This window comes from Marinomonas epiphytica, from assembly GCF_054780655.1.
In genome coordinates this window covers 148623-173397 of the sequence record NZ_BAAGVX010000026.1, presented here as the reverse complement: position 1 = coordinate 173397, position 24775 = coordinate 148623, and the positions used below count along the sequence as shown (strand labels likewise).

The window sequence follows — 24775 nt, the reverse complement described above, 5'->3', positions numbered from 1 at the left end:
ATGCAAACCTTCATATAAATTTACTATACAAATTTTTTTAACAATTAATATGACGGTTAGCGGTTTGAAAAAGGATACAAATAGAATTTACTTTAATTTACATTAATATTGGTGGTGCTTTTGTTAGATTTAAATGCGGACTTAATTTGCGGCCAACGGCTAACCAACATAGCAATAAAAATAAGCAAGCAACCAAAAACTTGCCCTAATGACATCACTTCTGAAAACCAGAATACGGCTAAAATAGCGGTCCATACAGGCTCTAGATTCATAATGACAGCGGCATGACTAACCGGTGTCATGCTCATACCATAAGTTTGTAATTGAAAGCGCAGACTGGTTGCAATCAATGTACTGGCCAAAAACCAACCAACAACGTCTAGAGACACCTGATGCGGCAGGTCTTCCATTAATAAAGAAACACCCAATAAAAACAAACCCGCAGCGAGTAATTGCAAGGTAGTTAATACTAAAGTGTGCATTTGCATTGAAAAACGCGACAGTAAATTTAATTGAAAGGCAGCGCCTATCGCAGCGCCTAAAAAATATAGCTGAGCAAACTCAAAGTTAAGCCCATTATTTAATGCCAAAAAACCTAACCCCACCATTGCAATGGGTAACGCTACCCAAATATTAAGCGACGGTTTCTGACCGAACATGAAGCGTGCTACCAAGGGCACGAGTATTACGCCTAAGCTAGTAATGAAGGCACCGACGCCTAAGTTACTTGCTTTATCCAGCCCCAAAACCCAACACGTCATACTGATGCCCATCACCACGCCAACAACCAATGCTTGACGAACATCTAACCATTTTAAGTTGCGAAAGTATTTTTGTCCTGCCAAATAAAGTACAAAGGCGGCTACAATGAACCGAACGGCCATGAAGAAAACGGGGGGTAAGCCTGCTAAAGCTTCTTTCGAAAAAATCCAGCCAAAAGCCGCTAGCAACGTCACCAGCACAAGAACCAATTCAGCTTTCATATTAGAGGGGTGGGACACAACGACGCTCCATATCAATTAAGAGCAACATTGTAACAACAAGTGTTAGTTGGATGACATCTGTAAAGTAAGGAAACCTAGAGGAGTCAACTTACCGCCGACTCCTGCAGATCATCAGGCTCATTAGCAATTAGGCTTTTGCAACCTTAGGCCAACCCAAGAAAATAGAGACCAAAGCGACTACAGCAAGTACCCAGCTATACTGGACATAAGCCACCAGATCCAAAGGCGAAACTGCCGCAAGAGAAGACGCCAACAAAATTTGCGCTCCGTAAGGCAAAATGCCCTGTACCACACAGGAAAAAATGTCCAGTAAGCTCGCACTGCGTTTAGGGTCCACCTGATACTTGTCTGAAATATTTTTCGCAACCGAGCCATTAATCAAAATGGAAACCGTATTATTTGCGGTACATAGATTGGTTAGAGCCACGCACAAACTAATACTTAGCTCACCCGCACGAGTTGATCCAGCTTTTGCACCTAACGCCAAAGCACCTTTTTCAACTTTTGTAACCAACCAGTCTAAACCGCCTTCTGATTTCATAATGGCTCCTAAACCGCCAATCAGTAATGACAGAATTAAGATTTCCTGCATACCGGTGTAACCGCTGTAAATATCACTCGACCAATTAGCAATGTGGTACTCATCAGACAAAGCCATACCCAACAACCCCGCCATTAAAATACCAGAGAAAAGCACCAGCATGACGTTTACACCCGCTACTGCTAACACCAGCACTGTGGCATAAGGCAAGACTTTAATTAACTCATAGTCTTGGACATCCGTAATTTGCGCGTTTTCACTCTGAAAAAACAACCCGACAATGGTTAAGATGGCTGCAGGCAAGGCAATTTTGAAGTTCATGCGGAACTTATCTTTCATATCACAACCTTGTGTACGTGTCGCCGCTATGGTTGTATCTGAAATAATTGACAAATTGTCACCAAACATTGCCCCGCCAATCACAGTACCTACGGTAAGCAATAAAGGTAAGTCTGCGGCTTCCGCAACTCCGATCGCAATAGGAGCAATCGCAGCCACTGTGCCCATTGACGTACCCATTGATGTGGCGACAAATGCGGTAATAACAAATAGTCCTGGTAGTAGTAGGCTAGGAGGTACGATGCTTAAACCGAAGTTTACGGTTGCATCCACACCACCAATCGACTTTGCCACACTTGCAAAAGCACCAGCCAACAAATAGATCAACACCATAGTGACGATAGTGTTATCTCCAACACCATTTACAAAGGTTTCAATGCGTTTATTCAACGCCCCTTTCGCCAAGAGAATCGCCAGAGCGATAGCCGGTAAAATGGCTACTGGGGCAGAGATTTGATAAAAGGCAAAATCCACACCTTGGGATTGATACCAAAGTCCGCTGCCAACAAAAAGAACAAGGAATAAAGCCAGCGGTAAAAGCGCTAGCGGAGATTTAGAAGTCATGATTTTTGCTAATTCCTGATTATATAAAAGCAAAAAGCACCTCGCTTTTGGCAAAGTGCTTTATTTAGAGAGTAAGACAACAATAACGAAGGTCAGCCTTAAAATTCGCAGCGATGATAATCAATCTCAGAAAATCTCGCTAATATTAATTAGTCATGAAGAGGAAGCAATTCGATATAACAAAACTCTCGCTAAAGCAAAAATCTAAGAAGTTAAACTTATATAGCGTCACACTGACACATAACCATAAACAGGATCTAGCTTGCCTTGAACTAAACTTGGCGCGAAGCGTGACAGCTGGCTAAGTACTTTTAATTTCGCCAGCCCTAACGGGCCACTCATATGATACAAGCTCGCATTATTGGCTGACATCGTTTGAATTTTCGTAGTACGTTGCTTTCTTTCTACTTCATACTGAGCAAACGCCTCTGTGGGATTCCGCTGGTTTTTATCTTTCGCTAAATGCCGAGCTAACGCCATCCCGTCTTCAATCGCCATCGCAGCCCCTTGCGCCATAAATGGCAACATAGGATGGCAAGCATCCCCCAGCAGAACACAACGCCCTTTATACCAGTTGTCTAATGGCTTTCGCCCATACAAGGCCCATAAAAACGTCTGATCCACTTGCTCTAGCAAACCGCTAACATCCGGATGCCAGCCTGAAAAAGCTTTTCTTAACGCCTTTACATCCCCTTCTTCACTCCAAGACTCATTACGCCAGTCCTGACGTTCTTCCACTGCAACAAAGTTGACGAGTTTTCCACCGTCGAGAAAGTAACTGACTAGGTGACGGCCTGGGCCCGCCCAAACACAGGCGTCGGGTGCCACATGGACATTACCTAAACGCTCTACTGGTACCACACCACGCCAGGCAACCTGGCCAGTAAACTTAGCAGGCTGTGCCCCAAACATGCGCTCGCACAACTTTGAGTGAATACCATCGGCTCCAACTAACAGCTTGCTTCTTAACTCTCGGCCATCTTCAAACTGAGCCACCACCTCTGTCGTTGTTTCTTGATAATCCACCAGTTTGGCGGACAAGATAACCTCCACCCCTAAACGTTGACAGCACGATAACAGTGCTTTCAACAAGTCCGCGCGATGCACATGCCAATAAGGCGCACCATAACGAGACACGACTTCATCACCTAACGGCAACTGAAGATAATAATGGCCTGACTGATAATCACGAATAGAGGCTTGCTCTGGCACAAAAGCAGACGCTTTCAGAATTGCTGCAACGCCTAACGCGTCTAATACTTTCATCGCATTAGGGCTCATCTGCAAGCCCGCTCCCACTTCTTTTATGGCACAAGACTGCTCACAAACCGTTACCACAAAGCCTTGCTGAGCGCAGGCTAGAGCTAAGGTAAGACCACCTATTCCAGCCCCAACTACGATTACCTGGCTATTCGTATCCAATCACAATCTCCTAAGCCTTTAACAGGTTCTGTACATAATAATGGCAACACTCTCAGTTTGTATCAATTGAGCTTTTATTTGTTGCTTTGGCGCAAAATTTGCTCTTATTTTGTAACAAATTAAATATATTTTGTGTGTTTTATTAGTTGATTATTAGAGTCGCTTCAAGACATTATGAAAGCGCGACCAGAAAAACAGGGAAAATAATAAATAGGTTATCTGATCAGTATCAAGATAAACCACACCCAGTTTGCAAAAAAGCGAGGTAAACATGGATCATTTACAAAACCAATATCAATCTAATGGCTTTTTCGATGAGTTAATCGACTCAGAGAGCCTGCCTAGGCCCCCCGCCAAACAACTCTTTCATTACCTCAACAGCTTAACAGATGAAGAACTTGAAAAACGGCGGTTAGCAGCAGAGGCCACTATCCAAGAAATGGGCATTAGCTTCACGGTTTACACAGAAGAAGGCAACATAGACAGAGCATGGCCCTTCGACATTATCCCCAGAACCATTGAAGCCTCAGCTTGGCGAGTCGCAGAGAAAGGCCTAAAGCAAAGACTCAAAGCACTCAACCTTTTCATCGACGACCTCTACCACGACCAAAATGTCATTAAAGATGGCATCATCCCAGAGCACATCATTAAAGAATCCAAAAACTTTCGCCCTGAATGCGTTGGGGTTTCACCCGCTTACGGTGTATGGGCACATATTTGTGGTACTGATTTAGTGCGCGATGACAAAGGCGATTTCTATGTACTGGAAGATAACCTAAGAGTCCCCTCAGGTGTTTCTTACATGTTAGAGAACCGCGCTATTACTAAGCGAGTGTTGCCAGAGCTATTCGAAAACGACCATATTTTGCCCGTAAATTCCTATACCTCTCAGCTTTTCGACACATTAGCTTCCCTTTCTCCGCGAGAGACCGATAGCCCTGAAATTGTCGTTATGACACCGGGCATTTATAACTCAGCGTACTTTGAACATGCCTTTTTAGCGCAAGAAATGGGTGCCGAGTTAGTAGAAGGTAGCGATTTATTTGTCGACACTGATGACTGCGTCTACATGAAGACCATTAATGGGCCGGAACGCGTAGATGTGATTTACCGTCGTATCGATGACCTGTTCATAGACCCTGAAGCCTTTAACCCAGATTCTGTATTGGGCGTGCCTGGACTCATGCGAGCATGGCGTGAAGGCAATGTTGCATTAGCCAATGCGCCCGGCGCAGGGGTTGCTGACGACAAAGTCGTGTATGCCTATGTACCAGAAATCATTCGCTACTATTTAAATGAAGAACCTATTCTAAAAAACGTAGACACTTACCTATGCGATGACCCAGAACAGCAAAAATACGTTTTGGACAATCTAGATAAACTGGTGGTGAAACCGGCTAATGAATCTGGCGGTTACGGTATGTTAGTTGGCCCTCATTCTACGAAAAAAGAACAAGCTTTATTTGCAGATCTCATTAAAAAGAATCCTCGCAACTACATCGCCCAACCCACTTTGAAACTATCAACAGCCCCCACTTTAATTTCCCAAGGCAATCTTGAACCCCGCCACCTAGACCTCCGCCCTTTTATTCTTCAAGCGAAGGATACCTTTGTGACGACAGGTGGGCTTACGCGAGTCGCCATGAAAAAAGGCTCTTTAGTCGTTAATTCGTCACAAGGGGGTGGTAGTAAAGACACTTGGATAGTAGAAACGGAGGGCAAGTAACATGTTATCACGAGTAGCCGAACGCTTATTTTGGAGTGCACGTTACCTAGAACGTGTGGAAAACACAGCCCGTTTAGTCAGTGTTTATGACGATCTTTTATTTGATTTACCACGGGACGTGCAAGTTACCTGGTACAACCTAATTGAAATCAACAGTGGCGTTGAGCTCTTTGAGCAAAGGTACAAAAACAAGGACGAACGCAATGTCGTAAAATTTTTGTTGGCCGATGACAGTAATCCAAGCTCCATGTTGTCGTCTTTAAAAATGGTACGCGAAAACATTCGCACCTCTCGGGATGTGGTGCCCAAAGAAACTTGGGAGCTAATAAACGAACTGGACATATACGCCCGTAACAACATTAAACAGGGTATCAACCGTTCAGCCCGACACGACTTCCTGAATACCGTAATTGAAGGATGCCAGAAAATCATTGGCCTATTAGCAGGCGCTATGAGCCGTGATGCAGGCTGGCACTTTCTTATTTTAGGGCGCTACCTAGAACGCGCTGACATGAACACCCGAATCCTAGACGCCGCCCTATCCATTATGATGGAAGCGGATAAAGAAGAAAGCGTGTTACTTGGCCAGGTTGTCTGGTCTAAAGTATTGAAATCTCAAAGTGCGTACTTGGATTACCGCAGAACGGTACGAACGGCCATTAATGGCGCCAAAACGGTTACTTTCTTATTACGAGACCCTTGCTTCCCACGCAGCCTGGGCTATTGCCTTGAACAAATGCGAGACGCTGCGAGCAAGCTCCCTAGAGCGGGCCTGATTGCTGCTAATATCGACAAATTAAATAAGCGTTATTATGAAATAAACGGCTCAGAAGACTTGGATGAGAATTTCCATGAATACCTGAACGACATTCAATTAGATATTATCGACATCAGCTTTAAGATCACTGAGAACTGGTTCCAATTCCGCCAAGGAGACGCAGCATGACCATTCGAGTTGCGATACAGCATAAAACTACTTATGAGTTTGATCGCTTTATCAATGTCGCACCGCATATTTTACGTCTGCGCCCTGCGGCCCATTCACGCACCAAAATTCATGGTTATTCCCTTAAAGTGACCCCAAACGATCATTTTGTAAACTTGCAACAAGATCCGTTTGGCAACTTTCAAACACGTTTGGTTTTCCCTGAAAAAACAAACAAGTTGGAGTTTATGGTTGAAGTGATCGCAGATATGACCGTGATCAACCCCTTTGACTTCTTTGTAGAAAGTTACGCTGAAAACTACCCATTCAGTTACGATAAAGACCTTAAAAAAGAGCTAGAACCCTACCTAGCAGTCACCGAGTCAAGTCCTCTTTTAGACAAATGGCTGGCCAGTGTGGAGCGTTCTAAAAAGCCCATTAACGATTTTCTGGTTGAAATTAACGGACGTTTAGCCAGTGAAATAGGCTACGGCATACGCCTAGAACCCGGCGTGCAAACTTGTGAAGAAACCCTCACACTCAATAAAGGCTCATGCCGTGACACCTCTTGGCTATTGGTGCAGATCCTCCGTAACTTAGGTCTTGCAGCGCGCTTTGCATCTGGCTATTTGGTGCAATTAACCGCCGATGTCAAAGCATTAGACGGCCCTTCCGGCCCAGAAGAAGACTTCACAGATTTGCATGCCTGGTGTGAAGTCTATTTACCTGGCGCAGGCTGGGTAGGGCTGGACCCGACTTCAGGACTGTTTGCTGGTGAAGGACACATTCCTCTAGCCTGTACCCCAGAACCGGCTTCTGCCGCTCCTATCACTGGCCTGATCGATGAATGCGAATGTGAGTTTAGCTACAGTAATGTGGTGACTCGTATTCACGAAGACCCACGAGTTACCAAACCCTATGCAGAAGGCGAATGGGACACTATAAAAGCTCTGGGTTATGCCGTAGACAAAGAACTTGAAGCTGGTGATGTGCGCCTTACTATGGGGGGAGAGCCCACCTTTGTTTCCATTGACGATATGGACTCTGAACAATGGAACACAGGAGCATTAGGCGCTGAAAAACTAAAGTTGGCCAAAGATTTACTGTTGCGCATGAAAAGTGAGTTTGGTGCTAATGGCTTACTGCACTATGGGCAGGGCAAATGGTATCCAGGCGAAGAAGTGCCTCGTTGGGCCCTAGGTTGTTTTTGGCGTACTGACGGGCAAGCACTCTGGCAAGAGCCAAACTACTTAGCCCGAGTCGACAAAGACTACAAACACAATATAAAAAGTGCCAAATCTTTTGGTGAGCACCTATGTAATATAATGCAGCTTGATAGTAAATACTTACAAGCATCTTATGAAGACACCCTATATTATTTATGGTTAGAACAATCCTTACCCGCTGATGCGGACCCGACTAAAGCCGATTTAAAAGACGACTTAGAACGCCGCCGGTTAGCCAAACTGCTTAATCGAGGCTTGAGTACAGAAACCGGCTATTTGTTACCCCTGGAATTTAATTCAGTCAGCAATCAATGGCAAAGCAGTCTCTGGCCAATGCGCAGCGACGTTATTACCTTGATCCCTGGCGATAGTCCAATGGGCTATCGTTTACCCCTAAATTCGTTACCTGCTATTGTAGAAGAAGAGCAGCCGAAAGAACGAGACCCGTTTGACCCACTACAGCCTTTGGCAAACATGACCTTCCCTCAGGAGCTAAGTGCTAATTCAGCCAGCCCTGATAAGCGTACCGCCAAGCCTATTAAAGACAAAAACCAGGTTTTTAAAAATGTCATTCGTACCACCCTATGCATTGAACCACGAGAAGGCCGACTGCATATTTTCATGCCTCCTCTCACCCATCTAGAGCATTTTGTCGACCTTCTTGCTCGCATTGAAGCAACCGCCAAAGAGCTTGATTTGCCGGTTGTGATTGAAGGTTATGAGCCCCCTAAAGACCCGCGTTTACAAAAATTCTTAATCACTCCTGACCCAGGTGTCATTGAGGTAAACATACACCCTGCGGGCAGTTGGGACGAGCTAGTACATAATACAGAAACCCTATATCACCAAGCGTATCTCTCTCGTTTAGGTGCAGAGAAGTTCATGTTAGATGGTCGTCATACTGGAACGGGGGGCGGTAACCATGTAACCCTTGGCGGTCGCACACCTGCCGATAGCCCTCTTTTACGTCGCCCTGAATTGCTGCAAAGTTTAGTGACCTATTGGCAACATCACCCTGGGTTGTCCTATCTGTTTTCTGGTATGTTCATTGGCCCTACCAGCCAGGCCCCTCGCCCTGATGAAGGTCGCGATGAAAACCTCTATGAAATGGAAATTGCCTTCCAAAACATGCCCGAAGGCTTTGTCGAACAACCTTGGTTAGTTGATCGGCTCATGCGCAATCTATTAGTGGATATTACGGGTAATACCCACAGATCGGAATTTTGCATAGACAAACTTTACGCTGCTGGTACCTCCAGTGGTCGACAAGGTATTTTAGAGTTTCGCGGTTTTGAGATGCCTCCACACCCCCATATGTCTTTGGTGCAAATGCTATTGCTACGTTGCTTGGTGGCACGCTTTTGGAAAGAGCCTTACAAACAGCCTCTGGTACGCTGGGGCACGAGCTTACATGATAAATTCATGCTGCCTCATTTTGTTTGGCAAGACATTAAAGAAGTCGTGGAAGATTTACAAAGACACGGCTTCCCATTCAAGTTGGAATGGCTCATGCCGTTCGAAGAGTTCCGCTTCCCTCACTATGGTCGCCAACAAATTGACGACATGGAAATTGAATTGCGCTGGGCCATTGAGCCTTGGCATGTTCTTGGGGAAGAAGTCACAGGCTCAGGCACTGCACGCTATGTAGACTCTTCAGTGGAGCGTTTACAAGTCAAATTGAGCGGACTAACCGAAGGGCGTTATGTGCTTAGCTGTAATGGTCGTCGTGTACCAATTCGTTCTACTGGTCGCAAAGGGGAATTTGTTGGTGCAGTGCGCTATAAGGCTTGGGCTCCGCCATCCGCTTTACACCCAACTCTTGGCATGGATACACCACTGGTATTTGACTTAATTGATACTTGGAATGGCTTGTCCGTAGGGGGTTGTACTTACCATGTGTCCCACCCTGGTGGTCGTACTTATGAAACCTTACCTGTTAACAGTAACGAAGCCGAAGCTCGGCGAGTAAACCGTTTCTGGGATCACGGTTTCAGCCAAGGCCCCATTGCTCCACCACCTGCGTTCAGTGCCCTTAGAGCATTTCAGCCAAGTGGCAGCACGCCAAGACCTATGTCTCCACCTGCAGAAGAGCCAATGGATGAATATCCTCACACATTAGACCTGCGTAAGAGGTATACTGTGCTCTAATTACGACATTGAATATTCAGGCACACTATGCAACAGCAATCTAATCAACCGATGATGGCAACAGAAGACATCCCTTCTGTTGCTACGTCTTTCTCTTATGAAAGCCCAGTAAACGCTTATGACGAAGCCTTTACTGAGGCTCGTTTGCCAAGGGAACACTGGCAAAACGTTATTAATAGGATCAAAGGATTAGGTACTAATGGCATGCTTGAGCGCCAGCGACGTGCCCAACGTATCCTTAGGGAAGATGGCGCTACCTATAACTTATCCAGCGACCCATTAACCCCTAGTGTCTGGTCGCTGGATTTAATTCCCAATGTAATTGATAGCCAACAATGGCAAAACCTAGAACAAGGGCTAGTACAGCGTTCCACGTTGTTCGACCTTATATTGAAAGATCTATACGGTCCGCAAAATCTAGTGAAAGAAGGCATCATTCCAGCCGACATTGTTTATAGTCACCCTGGCTTTTTACGGCCATGTCACGGGCTCCAGTCTCCTGGTAAGCATCAATTGCTGATACACGGTACTGACCTAGTTAAAAACCAACAAGGCCAACATATCGTTATTGGCGATCGCACCCAGATGCCAAGTGGTGCAGGTTATGCGCTGGAAAACCGCTCTGTCATTTCTCGCGTTAACCCCAGTATTTTTCGTGACAACCAAGTGTGTCGATTGTCCTCTTACTTTTTGAGCATGAAAAGCATGCTCACCCAATTAGCAAGCGATTGGACCGATACCCCACGCATTGTTACCTTAACACCAGGCGCATACAGCAATAGTTATTTCGAACAAGCCTATTTATCAAACTTTCTTGGTTTTCCATTGGTACAAGGCAGTGACTTAACGGTGCGTAATGGTGCCGTGTGGATGAAATCTTTACACGGTTTAGAAAAGGTCGATGTCATTTTGCGCCACGTAGAAGATATCTACTGTGACCAAGCAGAGCTGAAAGCCGATTCCTTTTTAGGCGTACCTGGTTTATTAGAAGTAGCCCGAGCTGGTAATGTTGCCATCGCCAACCCTCTTGGCAGCGGCCTGTTAGAAGCGCCAGCGTTACTCAAATACTTACCAGCCATTAGCCAGTTTTTAATGTCTGAAGCCCCTCAGCTACCCGCGGTTGATACCTGGTGGTGCGGCGATAGCGCAGACCTAGACTACACCCTAGCAAATATTCATCAGTTGATTATTAAACCGGCCTTACGCAGCAGAGTAAACGGCAGTGTTTATGGGCATACTCTCGATGCCAGCAGCACCCAAGACATCATATCGAAAATCAAAGCCACTCCCCATTTATACGTTGCCCAGAGCTATGTACCAGGCTCAATGGTGCCAATTTGGGATGGCAATCAGCTAACCGCACGACCAAGCCTACTTAGAGCCTTTGCGGTATCTAATGAAGACAGCTATACGGTCATGAAAGGTGGCCTGAGCCGCGTTGGTAGTTCTGAAGACGAAGAAATCGTGTCCAACCTGTCTCAATCTAAGAGTAAAGACACCTGGGTGATATCAACAGAGCAGGAAGCGAAAGTCTCCTTGATTGATGACCAAGTATTGCTGCAAGACGACGCCCTACAAACAAACTTACCTAGTCGTGTCATCGAGAATTTATTTTGGATGGGGCGCTACGCAGAGCGAGCTGAAATCAGCATGCGCTTATTACGCACTGTGTTTAAACAAATGAATGGCGTTGACCCACTGCCAGTCGAAAGTAAGCAAATTCTACTGGAAATGGCGTCGGAGCAAACCGGCTGCTTACCCGGCTTTTTAGAAGCCGATCAAGACATGTTCGACAACCCTGACAGTGAACTGGTTTCCATCATCACTGACGGCAGCAGACCTGGCTCCATCAAAGCCAACCTACAAGCCATGTTGGGCTGTAGTGAACAAGTTAAAGAAATGCTCTCAGCGGATACTCGAATCATTATGAACGAGTTACGTGATCACATTCATGACTTAGATCGTGCCTACACCAATGGTTTACCAGATGCTCCTGAGGAATCGCTAGATAATCTGGTGACTTCCTTGTTAGCTCTATCCGGGCTGAACCATGAAAGCATGTTACGTGGGCTAGACTGGACCTTCCAAGAAATTGGCCGCCGAGCAGAACGAGCTATTCAAACGGCCAAACTGCTTAAGTCTGCGCTCACTCAACCCTTACCTGATGCGCCACAGCAACAGATTTTAGAATCCGTTTTATTGAGTGTAGAGGCGTTGATATCATTCCGCCGTCGTTACCGCAACAAAGCTCGTATCGCCTATGGGCTAGACCTAATGATGATTGACGAAACAAACCCTAGATCATTAATTTATCAAATTCAGCAACTGCAAACCTACATTCAACAATTGCCGCGTAACGAAACCAGCAGAGCAGGACTCAGCCCTGAAAGCCGTTCGGTTATTAAGTCATTAAATGATGTCCAACTGGCTGACCTAGAAGCACTGGCAAAAGTTGACGGTCCGACTGGCTCGCGCCTTCAATTGGACATTTTAATGACTCAATTACTTGAACAGCTAGAAGAGTTTACCGTGCAAATTAGCGATAAGTATTTTGACCATACAATTGGTCCACAACCGCTTATCAAGAGCACTTTGGAGATCACAGTATGAGATACCGAGTTCGCCATATCACCGAATACACTTACAGTGCGCCGGTGAGTTTATGCTACAACATGGCTCATTTGTTACCTCGTGATACAAACAATCAGACCTGCTTTAATCAAAAAATGCAGATCAACCCACCGCCCGTGTATCAAAGCAGTGGCATTGATTACTTTGGCAATCAGACCTTTTATTTCTCTATTCAAGAAGCACATAGAAAGCTCGTTATTGATGTCAAAACCGATTTCGATATAGAACCTTTAAACACAGAAGACACACTTAACGCCAGCACTCTTACTTGCGGCGAATTACGTGCTATGTTGGCAGCCCCAGACACACAAGAGCTGCGCCTTGCCAAAGAGTATTTACTTGATTCTGATCAGGTAAAATCATCTGCCACCCTGAAAGCCTATGCTCAAGAGACATTTCGTGATGACCAAACGGTGGTAACCGCGGCTTTGGCTTTTACCCACAAAATTTTCTCAGAATTCACTTTCGACCCTAACGCCACCACGGTAGCCACACCACTGGAGCAGGTTTTAGAACAACGCCGTGGCGTTTGCCAAGACTTCGCACACTTGGCAATTGGTTGTTTACGCTCCGTTGGCTTACCGGCCCGCTATATGAGTGGTTATTTAGAAACCCTGCCACCACCAGGACAAGAAAAGCTTGTCGGGGCAGATGCCTCCCATGCTTGGTTTGCGGTTTACATTCCTTTTCTCGGCTGGGTTGAGTTTGACCCTACCAATGACATCATGCCCAGTGACCAGCACATAGTAACGGCTTGGGGTCGCGATTATGCTGATGTCACACCACTACAAGGGGTTATTTTTGAAGGGGGGAGTAGCCAGCAACTTTCCGTATCTGTTGATGTACGCCGCCTTTAAGCTACCGCCCTTTTTAACTAGCTGAACATTACATGGCATGTGGATTCGATATAGGGTAAGCTCCCCGCCATGCACATGGGGCGACTCCCCTGCCCCTTATTAAATGATCAAATGAGACACACTATGAGTTTTGACACCCTTGGCCTTTCTGCCGACATTCTTAAAGCAATTAACGAATTAGGCTATCACACCCCGTCTGCCATCCAAGCGCAAGCCATACCAGCCGTATTGGAAGGCCAAGATGTCATGGCCGCAGCACAAACGGGTACAGGCAAAACCGCTGGCTTTACGCTCCCATTATTAGAAAAGTTAAGCCAAGGTATTCCAGCTGGCAACAACCAAGTTAGAGCTCTTGTGGTCACTCCAACCCGTGAACTGGCTGCGCAAGTAGGCCAGAGTGTCAGTGAATATGGTCAATATTTGGGGCTAAAATCCGCGGTGGTATTCGGTGGTGTTAAAATCAACCCGCAAATGATGACCCTGCGCCGTGGCGCCGACATTCTGGTTGCGACACCTGGCCGCTTGATTGATTTATACAATCAAAACGCGGTGAAATTTGATCATTTAGAAGTACTAGTATTGGATGAAGCAGACCGTATGCTAGACATGGGCTTTATTCACGATATTAAGAAAATCCTTGCCTTCTTACCTAAGCGACGCCAAAACTTACTGTTTTCAGCTACCTTTTCAGACGACATTCGCAAACTTGCCAAAGGCCTAGTAAATAACCCTGTAGAAATATCTGTTACACCTCGTAACGCCACCGCTGTCACAGTGGAACAATGGCTTCATCCGGTAGATAAAAAACGTAAAACCGAACTGCTTATTCAACTGATTAGTGATGGCCAATGGCAACAAGCTTTAGTGTTTTCTCGCACCAAACATGGCGCAAATAAGATCACTAAACAGCTAGAGGCCGCTGGTATTCGGGCCAGTGCAATACACGGCAACAAAAGCCAAGGAGCCCGCACACGAGCATTAGCGGACTTTAAAGAAGGTCGTATTCGAATTTTGGTAGCCACAGACATAGCCGCCCGAGGCCTCGACATTGAACAGCTACCTCATGTAGTCAACTTTGATTTACCCGATGTGGCCGAAGATTATGTCCACCGAATCGGTCGTACTGGGCGAGCAGGAGCGAATGGCCAAGCGATTTCGTTAGTGAGTGCAGACGAATTAGAGCAGCTAAAAGCCATAGAGCGATTAACGCAAAAACTCATTGAGCGCCGCTATGAAGATGACTTTTTCCCGACTCACATGCTGCCTGACACCCAGCTAGACACGCGCCCTATCAAACCGAAAAAGCCTAAGAAGCCCAAAAACAACCAAGCACAGAAAGGGGGGGCACAAACTAATGGCGGCACAAGTCATAAATCTCGTCAAAATAAGAAGCCTGCTCCTAAAGCCGATGTTACTCAAGGGCCAGGACTAAGAAGTAAGCCTCTTGCGCCTGCCCGTAGAAACCGCAAGCCGCGCCCGCAATAACCCCCTACCCAATTTAGTTTATCTCGTGCCACACAAAGTGGCACGAAGTCTGCTTCAGTTTTAGCCTGTTAAGGTGCTAATGACGCCCACTAGCATGCTGACCCGCTTAAAATAGGCTTTTTATTCAGCTTGCCTACCATATAACGCACAGTATAAGTGCGAACGTATTTTTGCGCCTGGAACAATGCACCATTAAATACCACTCTAGGAGTGCTATGTCTGCTTCTCAAAAAATCTTTAAGGTCCGCCGCCATTACAATAAGTGGGTTGCTGACCAAACGTTAGAAGATTACGCACTGCGCTATACCGCCAAACACGGACATACCATGACCATAGAGCGGGTTGCCCATACTGCTTTTGGAGCAACTGCATTTCTAGCACTAGAGGGCTTAGCGGCTGCGGTCACCTTAAATTACGGTTTTACTAATGCCGTTGCGGCCATACTGACGCTATTGGCCGTGTTTTTCATTACGGGCTTCCCCATTGCATATTATTCAGCCAAACACGGCCTTGATATCGATTTATTGACCCGAGGTGCGGGCTTTGGCTACTTGGGCTCGACCCTTACCTCGCTCATTTATGCCACCTTTACCTTTATCTTCTTTGCCATTGAAGCGGCCATTTTAGCTTCGGCCATGCAGGTGCTTTTTAATATTCCCCTGGCTATTGGGTATGCCTTATCGGCCATTTTTGTTATTCCAATTGTGACACATGGCATTAGAGCAATTAGTCGTTTTCAAGGCTCTACTCAGCTCATTTGGCTTGTATTACAGTTCACCGCCTTATTTGTTGTCGTGTTAAATGAATACGACCAGTTTCACGCTTGGACAGAGTTTTCACTGCCCCATGTACCGCACAGTGATGGCTTCAACATTCTACTTTTTGGCAGCGCTGCCTCTGTACTGTTTGCCCTCATGGCGCAGATTGGTGAGCAAGTCGACTACTTACGTTTTATGCCTCAAAAAACCGCAGAGAACAAAAAACGTTGGTGGTTTTGGCTGACCCTAGCGGGCCCTGGTTGGGTTTTTATGGGGGCTATAAAAATGCTTTTGGGGTCATTTTTAGCCTACTTGGCCTATCACCAAGGTTTGTCCTTCGAACAGGCTAGCGACCCAACGTACATGTACCAAAAGGTGTTTCAGTTTTTAACGAATTCCCCGACCTTAGCCCTCATTCTGGCAGCGGTTATGGTGTTTATTTGCCAAATGAAGATCAACCTAACCAATGCTTATGCAGGGTCCATTGCTTGGTCTAATTTCTTTTCACGCTTGACCCATAGCCACCCAGGTCGGGTGGTATGGCTAGTATTCAACGTGGTGATTGCCCTGCTTTTAATGGAGTTAGGTATTTATCAGGCATTAGAGGCCATTTTGGGGGTTTTTGCGATTGCCGCGGTCAGCTGGTTAGGTTGCCTCTCTGCTGATCTTTTGATTAACAAACCCCTTAAACTCAGCCCAGACTATGTTGAGTTTAAGCGCGCCCATCTATACGACATTAATCCGGTTGGCACAGGCTCTATGATTATTGCCACCATATTAGGATTGGTGAGCTATTTAGGTGCTTTTGGAGAGATTGCTAAGGCGTTATGCCACTTTGTCAGCCTTGCCAGCTGTTTTGTCTTTGTGCCCTTCATCGCTTGGTTAACGAAAGGCAAATACTATCTTGCAAGGCAGTCTCCTGAATTAATCCCATACATTGAACTAACCGCACAAAAATCGCCCAATGAGTCTGTGCAAAACCTTAAATGTGATATCTGCGAAAACCACTTTGAAGTGGCCGACATGAGCTATTGCCCTGCTTATATGCAGCCCATTTGCTCCCTATGCTGCTCTTTAGATGTTCGCTGCCTAGACAGCTGCAAACCTCATGCCCGTATTACTCAGCAAAGCATTAGTTTTCAGCGGCTTTTCCTGTCTAAAAAAGTCGTGCGCATGATCAACTCGCGGCTGGGTCAATTTGTTTCACTACTGGCTGTCATTAACTTAGTGATCGGCGCTCTATTAGCCCTGATTTACCGACAAATGGAACCACAGAATGTTTCGGAAGCAGCGCTTCTGCATCAAACCATGTGGACCCTATTTTTTACCTTACTCATTGTTTCTGGTGTGCTTGCTTGGCTCTTCCTATTGGCACACGAAAGCCGAGTGGTTGCGCAAAAGGAGTCTAATAGACAAACGCGTAAACTCACCAAAGAAATTGATGCCCACCAAGAAACCGACAAAGCATTGCAAGAGGCCAAAGAGCTTGCAGAAAGATCTAATGCAGCTAAGAGTCGTTATTTAACTGGTATTAGCCATGAATTGAGAACCCCATTACAGTCTATTATTGGCTACGCTCAGCTCCTGTCGGAGAAAGAAGAAACCCCACGCCAGCATCAACATGGCTTGGACATCATCCAACGCAGCGGAGAGTACCTTGCAGACCTGATTGAAGGCTTACTGGATATTTCTAAAATTGAAGCTGGACGACTCGACTTAAATCGCAATATTTTGGACTTACCGGCACTCATTGACCAGCTCAACAATATGTTTTCCATGCAGGCCACCAGCAAAGGGATTCAGTTTCATTCTAATATTAGAGACCCCTTGCCAAAAGCCGTCATGACCGATGAAAAACGATTACGACAAATACTGATCAACTTACTCTCTAATGCAGTAAAATACACCAGCCATGGCAAGGTAGCCTTTCATGTGCATTATCGTAATCAGGTGGCCGAGTTTATCGTTAAAGACACAGGCCCAGGTATAGAAGAAGAACACCTTTCACGTATTTTTGACCCCTTTGAACGTGTACGAAACAGCCAGACTGCCAATCTGCCCGGCACGGGCCTTGGCCTGACCATTGTGAAACTATTAACTGAAATTATGGGGGGCGACATACAAGCTCAAAGCCATTTAGGAATTGGCAGTGAGTTTAAGGTCAGCCTCATGTTACCTTGGGTGCCCGAAGAGCAAAAAACCACCCTTCAGCCTAAACACATTGTTGGCTATCAGGGTCCACGAAAAACGCTACTCATAGTGGATGACGACCCCATTGTCAGAGGCTTATTAGGGGACTTACTTACCCCTCTTGCATTCAATGTATACGAAGCACGAGACGGGCAAGACGCACTACAACAACTGGATAAAATTCAGCCAGATTTATTTTTGATGGATGTTTCCATGCCGGGTATAAGTGGATTAGAACTGGCCAAAGCCGTCAGAAAGCGTGGTATCAAGGTACCTATTGTTATGTTGTCTGCTGATGCTCAAGAACAACACCGCCAAGACGATGAAAAAGCTGCTTTTGATGACTACCTGGTAAAACCTGTGAACAACGTCACCTTGTTTAAGACGCTTGCTGAGCACCTTGCTCTGCAATGGCATTACCAAAGTACTCTTAGCCATACCACAGCACCAGAAACTGCACCAGCAACGCCACAAGCCGTTATTCCAGCCGCTGCTACACCTGCCCCCTTAGGTATTCCTGACCATGAGTGTATTCGAGAATTGATTGCCTTTGCCCAAATGGGATACCGTAAAGGCATAGCCCGTTGTTTACAGCAATTTGCCGAAGAGGCTCTGCTCAGCGAACCGGTCCAACAAGAGTTGGAAAGCTTCTATCAGGCTTTTCAATTTGACCAATTGGCAAACTACTTAATAGAGAACTCTCAGCCCATGTCTAACGAAGGAGACACCTCTCATGATGACGGCTAAAAATGACATTGTCTTAGTCGTGGATGACTCACCTGATGCTTTAAGCTTGATCAACGACACGCTTGAAGCCGCTAACATGGATGTGCTGGTTGCCTTAGAAGGCAAGCAAGCGCTTACGATTGCAAAGCGCATTCGCCCGGATATCATCCTAATGGATGCCATTATGCCCAACATGGATGGCTTTGAAGCCTGCAAAGCACTCAAAGCAGATGCCAACCTTGCGGCTATTCCTGTGATTTTCATGACGGGTTTAAGTGACACCGACGACATAGTGCGCGGGCTCGAGGCCGGCGGTGTTGACTATCTCACCAAGCCCATCAAGCCAAACGAATTGCTCGCTCGGATGAAAGTCCATTTGAATAATGCACGCCTGACTAACAGCGCACAACTGGCCTTAGACAGCACAGGGCAGCACCTCATGACGGTTACTGATGGCGGTATGATTGAATGGGCGACTCCCCAAACTTATGCCCTATTAGCCAAAGCCAAAGCAGATGAAGATTGGCAAAACCAACACATGGCACCACAACTGGCCCAATGGTTACGCCAGTCACCTGCTAACGACAGCCGGATTCGCCTAACGGAGCTTGAATACCCTCTCAGCGTTAAAATGATCAATAACCAGGCTGGGCAAGAACGCCTGCTTAAGCTTGAAGACGGTAAACGTCCTACCGGTCCCCATTTACTTAAACAACAACTTGGATTAACAGAGCGTGAGTCTGAAGTTTTGCACTGGTTAGCAAACGGTAAAACGAACCGGGACATAGCACAAATATTGGATATGAGCCCTCGTACCGTCAATAAACATTTAGAGCAGGTTTTTCCTAAGTTAGGCGTTGAAAACCGAACCGCTGCGGCGGGAGTAGCCCTAAAGGTGTTAGCCAACGACGAATAACGCACGTTTTAAACAAAAAAAGAGAAGCCCTACGTACATAGAAGCTTCTCGAAGGTAAGCGTACACAGTCATGAAGTACGCTCACAAAAGGAAAAACTAGCCTTCAAATGGACTTATTACAGGGTTCAAACGCCCATCGGCCATCTCACCGGGTTGGCGATCTGGTAGCCAACGAGTCATATCGTCCCGGCGCCCCTTATTCCAGCGATCTTGCTCATCTGGGTCTTGAATTATTTGTGTTTCATCGGCATACCAAATTATGGTCATGGCTTCTCGCATCGTATCTGACTGATTCTCATGTGCTCCATGTAAACACCAGCCAGAATGAAAGGTGGCATCACCCGCTTTCATGTCGCCATGATTGACAATCTCAAAGCCTCGTTCTTGGCAGAGCTGACTTAAAATGGCTTCAGATTCGTCAGAAATTGGAATATCACCAAGATAGCCTACCTTACCTGTGCCACTCGCAAAATTCAGTGTTCCCATATTTTCACTGACATCGATCAATGGCATCCACATGGTGAGTATCTTATCTGTCTCTAAAGGCCAATAATATTGGTCCTGATGCCAGGGAGTGAGCCCCCCATAAGGCTCTTTATAAAGTGCCTGATCATGATAAACACGTACTTTTTCAACCCCAAGTAGCTGCGCTGCCACCCCTGCAAAGCGCTTCGCCAATACAAATTTGGCCACTTCTGGGTAATCAGGCCAAAGGTTCATAATTTGTAAGAAAGCTTTGCCGTAGGTGTCCCGCTCTGCCAAGGGCTTCAAAGCCAACTGTTGTTTTCGGTCATCTACAGCGGTGCGAATTGCTTGTCGGCTTTCTGCCACTTGCTGGAGATCACAAACCTGATTAATTCGCACATGACCATCTTTATGGTAAGCCGACTTTGCCTCCTCTGAGACCGTCATTAGATCATCAAAAATTGCCATACTCGGCTCTCCTTTACGTCATGAATATGCCATTAGATTAGGACCTATGACGTAAAATAAAAATCGTTATCCTGTCTAAAAATATCAGATATTTGCACTATCTATTTTTTGACTAGACCTTCCCAGTAACTCGTTACGATATTGCTTTGGCGTCAGTTCAAATTGCCTTTTAAATAACGCAATAAAATGAGAAGGGGTAGAAAAACCCAGGTCATAACTTATGTCGGTGATCGACTTATTGGTCTGAGTGAGTAATCGAGCTGCACTGTAAAGCTTATGACGCACGGTATATTCGGAAAAATTGAAATGGAATATGCTTTTAAAGAGACGCGAAAAATAAGAAGGAGAAATATGACAAAGCTCCGCGGCTTCCACTAAAGTGAGGTCGACATAGAGATGACTACGAAACTGCTCAATGACTGGCGCCAGCCTTTCGTGCCCCTTACTTGCGGTTACCAAGTAATGGTTCTGAGCATTCACAGGCTGGGCATGCTCAACCAACCAAATAATCAACAACTTCAGTAATGTAAGGCTCTTCAGGCTATAAGGATTCTCCTGATAACTGTCTTTAAGCCATTCTAATTGCTGACGTATATTCGTAATTTGCGCTTTATTTAAACGCAAATGCACACCATATTGTAAAAACTCTGCCTCTTTGAGCAAACCATTTTCGGCTAAGAAATCGGGTAGAAACTGCACTATCGTCCAAGATTTAGCGCCTTCTTGTAGCTCATAATCATGGGTTTCTAATGCCGGTGTGTACACCACATCATAGTTCTCTAAGCTAGACTCACCTTGTGAGTGAATGTAGCTCCCTTGTACATGATCAAAAAAAATAAGCTCATGTACCTCATGAAAGTGCATGAAACAGGAGTATTCCTCACCAGCTTGATAGGACACTTTATGAACTTCAAATTGGTAACCTTCTTGAATATAAAAAGGCTCGCAGTATGTGGGTGTTTTTATCATTATTGTTCACTCCAATAAATGCAGCTTTATGGCTCTTTTTTAAAAATAACAGATATTTAACCTCTAGGTAAAACCACACTATAAATCTAAAACCACAAATATATGTTATTTCGAGACAAACATCTGGCAGAAAAAACTAAGATTTGCATGCTTTAATCCAATGCTATAAGTCATTTTAGGTTGGCTCGCCGCCAATGAGGAAAGTATATGCCAGAGGTTAAAGCCGTCATTTCGAACGGTAGAGGTGAATTCAAACACACGCACATACAAGTTGGCGCGCCAGCAGCTGGCGAAGTTCAGGTACAAATAAAAGCCAGCGGTTTATGCCATACCGATTGGGATGCAATCCAAAATTGGAATAAAAACTTTATTGTCGGCCACGAAGGTGCGGGAGTCGTTACTGCGGTAGGAGAGAATGTTAGCACCGTGGAGGTTGGCGACCACGTTGTATTAAATTGGGCCATTCCATGCGGCCAATGCTTTCAGTGTCGAGAAGGAAATTTACACCTTTGTAGCAACAACTCCCCTGTTTGCGGTTGTGGCCTTAGTGGCCACGCCCACGGTGCAGCCAGCACGCACTTGCATGAGCCGATTGAACGCTCTTTCCACCTGGGCACTTTAAGCGAACTGACGGTGGTGAAAGAAGCCGCCGTTGTCAAAATTAGCAAAGACATTCCTTTTGCCAGCGCCGCCATTGTTGGCTGTGGCGTCATGACAGGCTGGGGTTCAGTAGTAAATGCCGCAAGGGTTACACCAGGTAGCTCAGTGTGTGTGATTGGCTGTGGTGGTGTTGGACTCAACGCCATACAAGGCGCAAAACTGAGTGGCGCAGCCAAAGTTATAGCCATAGATATCAACCAAGCTAGGCTCGATCAAGCTAAGCTGTATGGCGCGACACACGGCATTATTGCTCATCCTAACGATAAGGACTTCAAACAGGTTGCCCATGACGTTAAAGCCCTCACTCAAGGTATAGGTGCCGATTTTGCTTTTGAGTGTACAGCGATTCCCGCGTTAGGATCAGCCCCATTAGCCCTTGTACGAAATGCAGGCACGGCAGTACAAGTCAGTGGTATTGAACAACGTATTGACTTTGATTGTGAGCTATTTGAGTGGGACAAAAAATACATTAACCCCTTATACGGTATGTGTAACCCAGAACGAGATTTCCAGCGTATTTTCTCTTTGTATCAGAAAGGCGACATGATGCTAGATGAGCTGGTCACTAAAACCTACCGATTAGACGAATTATCACAAGGCTTTGACGATATGTTGAATGGCCGAATAGCCAAAGGCGTCGTGCTTTTTGATGAGACTCAAGGAGCATAAAGTGGCTATAAAACGTCTTGAAGTATCAAATCCAGATTATACTCCCCTCCATCTGACCACCATGACTGTCCACTCTTCGTATACTCAAAGACGTCATGATGTGTCTGTGTATCAGCAAGCAACTAGTGGTAAAGACCTCCCTATTATTATTTTACTGCATGGCGTTTACGGCAGCCACTGGGTTTGGCTGCAATTAGGAGGGGTCGATAAAGTTTATGAGGAATTAAAAAGCTCACACCAGATTGAAGACTTCATTTTAGTGATGCCGTCTGATGGGGGATTTCAAGATGGTTCCGCTTACTTACCTACCCTTAATAATGGCGACTACGAAGGGTGGATTATGCACGATCTGCTCGACGCAGTTAAAGGCAATCTGACATCGGCCTCAGATTTAAGCCGACTGTATATTACAGGATTATCTATGGGCGGCTATGGCGCTCTTCGTTTAGGCGCAAAGTACGCCAGCCGTTTCAGCGGTATTTCCGCTCACTCCGCTATTACTCAGCTTCCACAAATTCAACAATTTACCGATACGGACCTTGAGGCGTATCAATGCTCTACTCCTCACGAGTCAGACTTACTACATTGGTTTAAGGTAAACAGCTTACACTTACCACCTTTACGCTTTGACTGCGGCCAAGAAGATGAGCTTTATGAGGGCAACGCAAACCTACATAAAAATCTACAAGAGCTGGGAGTTGACCATAACTTTCAGACTTTTCCAGGAGGCCACAGCTGGGACTATTGGCATAAATACATTGCCCATACTCTGCTGTATTTTACGCAAATCGAGCATTCTATTAAGCACCACTGAGTCATAAGATAACAACAAAAACGAGGACAAAATAATGAAAAAAATATCCGCCCTACTCACCCCATTGCTACTGGCAGGTAGTTTAATCAGCTCAGCCTACGCAGACACTCTAGTCATTAACTCGGATCAGGCCGATGCTGCCCCAAAAGCGGCCTTTGAAAAGATCATTAGTAAGTTTAAAGCTGAAAATCCTGACATTGATGTAAAATACAACCTGTACGATAAGGAAGCCTATAAAACGGCAATTCGTAACTGGTTAGCAACCTCTCCACCAGATGTTGTGTTCTGGTACGCGGGTAACCGCATGAAAACCTTTGTGGACCGCAACCTATTTGCCGATGTCAGCGAAATTTGGGAAGACCTAGACCTTAAAACCGTTATGCCTTCCTCTACCTCGTCGATGACCATTGATGATAAACAATGGGGTCTTCCATACACCTACTACCAAGTTGGTGTCTATTACCGCAAAGACTTATTTGAAAAATTTGGCCTAGCTGAACCAAAGACTTGGCAAGACCTCCTAGACGCAAGTGCCACATTAAAAGCGAATAACATTGCCCCTATTGCTATTGGTACCAAGTACTTATGGCCTGCAGCCGCTTGGTTCGATTACATCAACTTGCGCCTAAATGGTTTAGAGTTCCACATGGATCTCATGGAAGGCCGTGCGGCTTACACTGACGAAAAAGTTCGCAACGTCTTTAAATACTGGCGTGAACTGGTTGACCCAGGTTATTTCTTAGACAATCACTCATCTTACTCTTGGCAAGAAGCTCAGCCGTTCCTTTACAATGGCACCGCGGCGATGTATTTGATTGGTAACTACATTGCACCTAACTTTCCAAAAGAGCTAGATGGCAAAATGGGCTTCTTCCAATTCCCAATTATTGACCCGAATGTGCCTGTGGCGGAAGACGCTCCTACAGATACCATTCACATTCCCGCCAAAGCGAAAAACAAAAAAGATGCTCGTAAATTCTTAGAATTCATGTCTCGCGCAGAAAACCAGACTTTGGTTAATGAGGCACTACTTCAGATCCCTACCAACAAAAATGCCTCTGCCGTGGATAACTACTTCCTTAACAAAGGGGTAGAAGTGCTGGGAACAGCAAGTGGTACTGCTCAGTTTTACGACCGAGATACCCACCCCAACATGGCGAAAGAAGGTATGAAAGGCTTCCAGGAGTTTCTTGTGAAACCGGATCGTTTAGATCAGATCTTGGAACGTTTAGAGAAGGTTCGCCAAAGAACCTTTAAGTAAGTCCAAATGCC

Annotated in this window: 16 protein-coding genes; 11 read left to right on the top strand and 5 right to left on the bottom strand. The window is 45.6% G+C overall.

The annotated features are described in order from the left end of the window. Nucleotides 1-92 precede the first annotated feature (92 nt). The 3 genes from ACYVGZ_RS05910 to ACYVGZ_RS05900 form a co-directional block, all read right to left on the bottom strand. On the bottom strand, nt 93-1001 hold the full coding sequence (locus ACYVGZ_RS05910; protein WP_460752567.1) for a DMT family transporter: 909 nt from the start codon (nt 999-1001) through the stop codon (nt 93-95). A 130-nt stretch (nt 1002-1131) separates the two neighbouring features. After that, nucleotides 1132-2448 carry a Na+/H+ antiporter NhaC family protein gene (locus ACYVGZ_RS05905; protein ID WP_460752564.1) on the bottom strand — a complete coding sequence of 439 codons (1317 nt, stop codon included), beginning with the start codon at nt 2446-2448 and terminating at the stop codon, nt 1132-1134. A gap of 228 nt (nt 2449-2676) precedes the next feature. Continuing rightward, nucleotides 2677-3870 (bottom strand): FAD-dependent monooxygenase, encoded by a 1194-nt coding sequence (locus ACYVGZ_RS05900; RefSeq protein WP_460752561.1) that lies wholly within the window; start codon nt 3868-3870, stop codon nt 2677-2679. A 271-nt stretch (nt 3871-4141) separates the two neighbouring features. Between ACYVGZ_RS05900 and ACYVGZ_RS05895 the strand changes: the two genes are divergently transcribed. From ACYVGZ_RS05895 to ACYVGZ_RS05860, 8 genes are all read left to right on the top strand, one after another. Then, nucleotides 4142-5596, top strand: a complete 1455-nt coding sequence (locus ACYVGZ_RS05895) for a circularly permuted type 2 ATP-grasp protein (protein ID WP_460752558.1) — start codon at nt 4142-4144, stop codon at nt 5594-5596. 1 nt (nt 5597) lies between these two features. Further along, nucleotides 5598-6542 carry an alpha-E domain-containing protein gene (locus ACYVGZ_RS05890; protein ID WP_460752555.1) on the top strand — a complete coding sequence of 315 codons (945 nt, stop codon included), beginning with the start codon at nt 5598-5600 and terminating at the stop codon, nt 6540-6542. Further along, nucleotides 6539-9895, top strand: coding sequence for a transglutaminase family protein (locus ACYVGZ_RS05885; RefSeq protein ID WP_460752552.1), 3357 nt, complete (start codon nt 6539-6541; stop codon nt 9893-9895). The genes ACYVGZ_RS05890 and ACYVGZ_RS05885 overlap by 4 nt, the downstream gene beginning before the upstream one ends. A gap of 27 nt (nt 9896-9922) precedes the next feature. Further along, nucleotides 9923-12505 carry a circularly permuted type 2 ATP-grasp protein gene (locus ACYVGZ_RS05880; protein ID WP_460752549.1) on the top strand — a complete coding sequence of 861 codons (2583 nt, stop codon included), beginning with the start codon at nt 9923-9925 and terminating at the stop codon, nt 12503-12505. Next, entirely contained in the window at nt 12502-13383 is an 882-nt protein-coding gene (locus ACYVGZ_RS05875) for a transglutaminase family protein (protein ID WP_460752547.1), read from the top strand. Before ACYVGZ_RS05880 ends, ACYVGZ_RS05875 begins: the two co-directional genes overlap by 4 nt. A gap of 123 nt (nt 13384-13506) precedes the next feature. After that, complete coding sequence (locus tag ACYVGZ_RS05870) at nt 13507-14868, top strand: DEAD/DEAH box helicase (protein WP_460752544.1); 1362 nt, start codon at nt 13507-13509, stop codon at nt 14866-14868. 215 nt (nt 14869-15083) lie between these two features. After that, nucleotides 15084-18563, top strand: a complete 3480-nt coding sequence (locus ACYVGZ_RS05865; protein ID WP_460752541.1) for a hybrid sensor histidine kinase/response regulator — start codon at nt 15084-15086, stop codon at nt 18561-18563. Then, the gene (locus ACYVGZ_RS05860) at nt 18553-19458 is read left to right on the top strand and encodes a response regulator (protein WP_460753724.1); all 906 of its coding nucleotides are present in this window, start codon (nt 18553-18555) and stop codon (nt 19456-19458) included. Before ACYVGZ_RS05865 ends, ACYVGZ_RS05860 begins: the two co-directional genes overlap by 11 nt. Before the next feature lie 96 nt (nt 19459-19554). Here the strand turns inward: ACYVGZ_RS05860 and ACYVGZ_RS05855 are convergent, their stop codons facing one another. Continuing rightward, the gene (locus ACYVGZ_RS05855; protein ID WP_460752538.1) at nt 19555-20391 is read right to left on the bottom strand and encodes a phytanoyl-CoA dioxygenase family protein; all 837 of its coding nucleotides are present in this window, start codon (nt 20389-20391) and stop codon (nt 19555-19557) included. Nucleotides 20392-20475: 84 nt separating this feature from the next. Then, entirely contained in the window at nt 20476-21360 is an 885-nt protein-coding gene (locus ACYVGZ_RS05850) for a helix-turn-helix transcriptional regulator (protein WP_460752535.1), read from the bottom strand. A 207-nt stretch (nt 21361-21567) separates the two neighbouring features. On the opposite strand from ACYVGZ_RS05850, the gene ACYVGZ_RS05845 reads away from it, so the two are divergent. The 3 genes from ACYVGZ_RS05845 to ACYVGZ_RS05835 are packed head-to-tail and all read left to right on the top strand — an operon-like array spanning nt 21568 to nt 24764. Then, nucleotides 21568-22689, top strand: coding sequence for a Zn-dependent alcohol dehydrogenase (locus ACYVGZ_RS05845; protein WP_460752532.1), 1122 nt, complete (start codon nt 21568-21570; stop codon nt 22687-22689). Between the two features lies 1 nt (nt 22690). Next, nucleotides 22691-23503, top strand: coding sequence for an alpha/beta hydrolase (locus tag ACYVGZ_RS05840; RefSeq protein ID WP_460752530.1), 813 nt, complete (start codon nt 22691-22693; stop codon nt 23501-23503). A gap of 34 nt (nt 23504-23537) precedes the next feature. Beyond that, nucleotides 23538-24764 carry an ABC transporter substrate-binding protein gene (locus ACYVGZ_RS05835; RefSeq protein ID WP_460752527.1) on the top strand — a complete coding sequence of 409 codons (1227 nt, stop codon included), beginning with the start codon at nt 23538-23540 and terminating at the stop codon, nt 24762-24764. Nucleotides 24765-24775 lie beyond the last annotated feature (11 nt).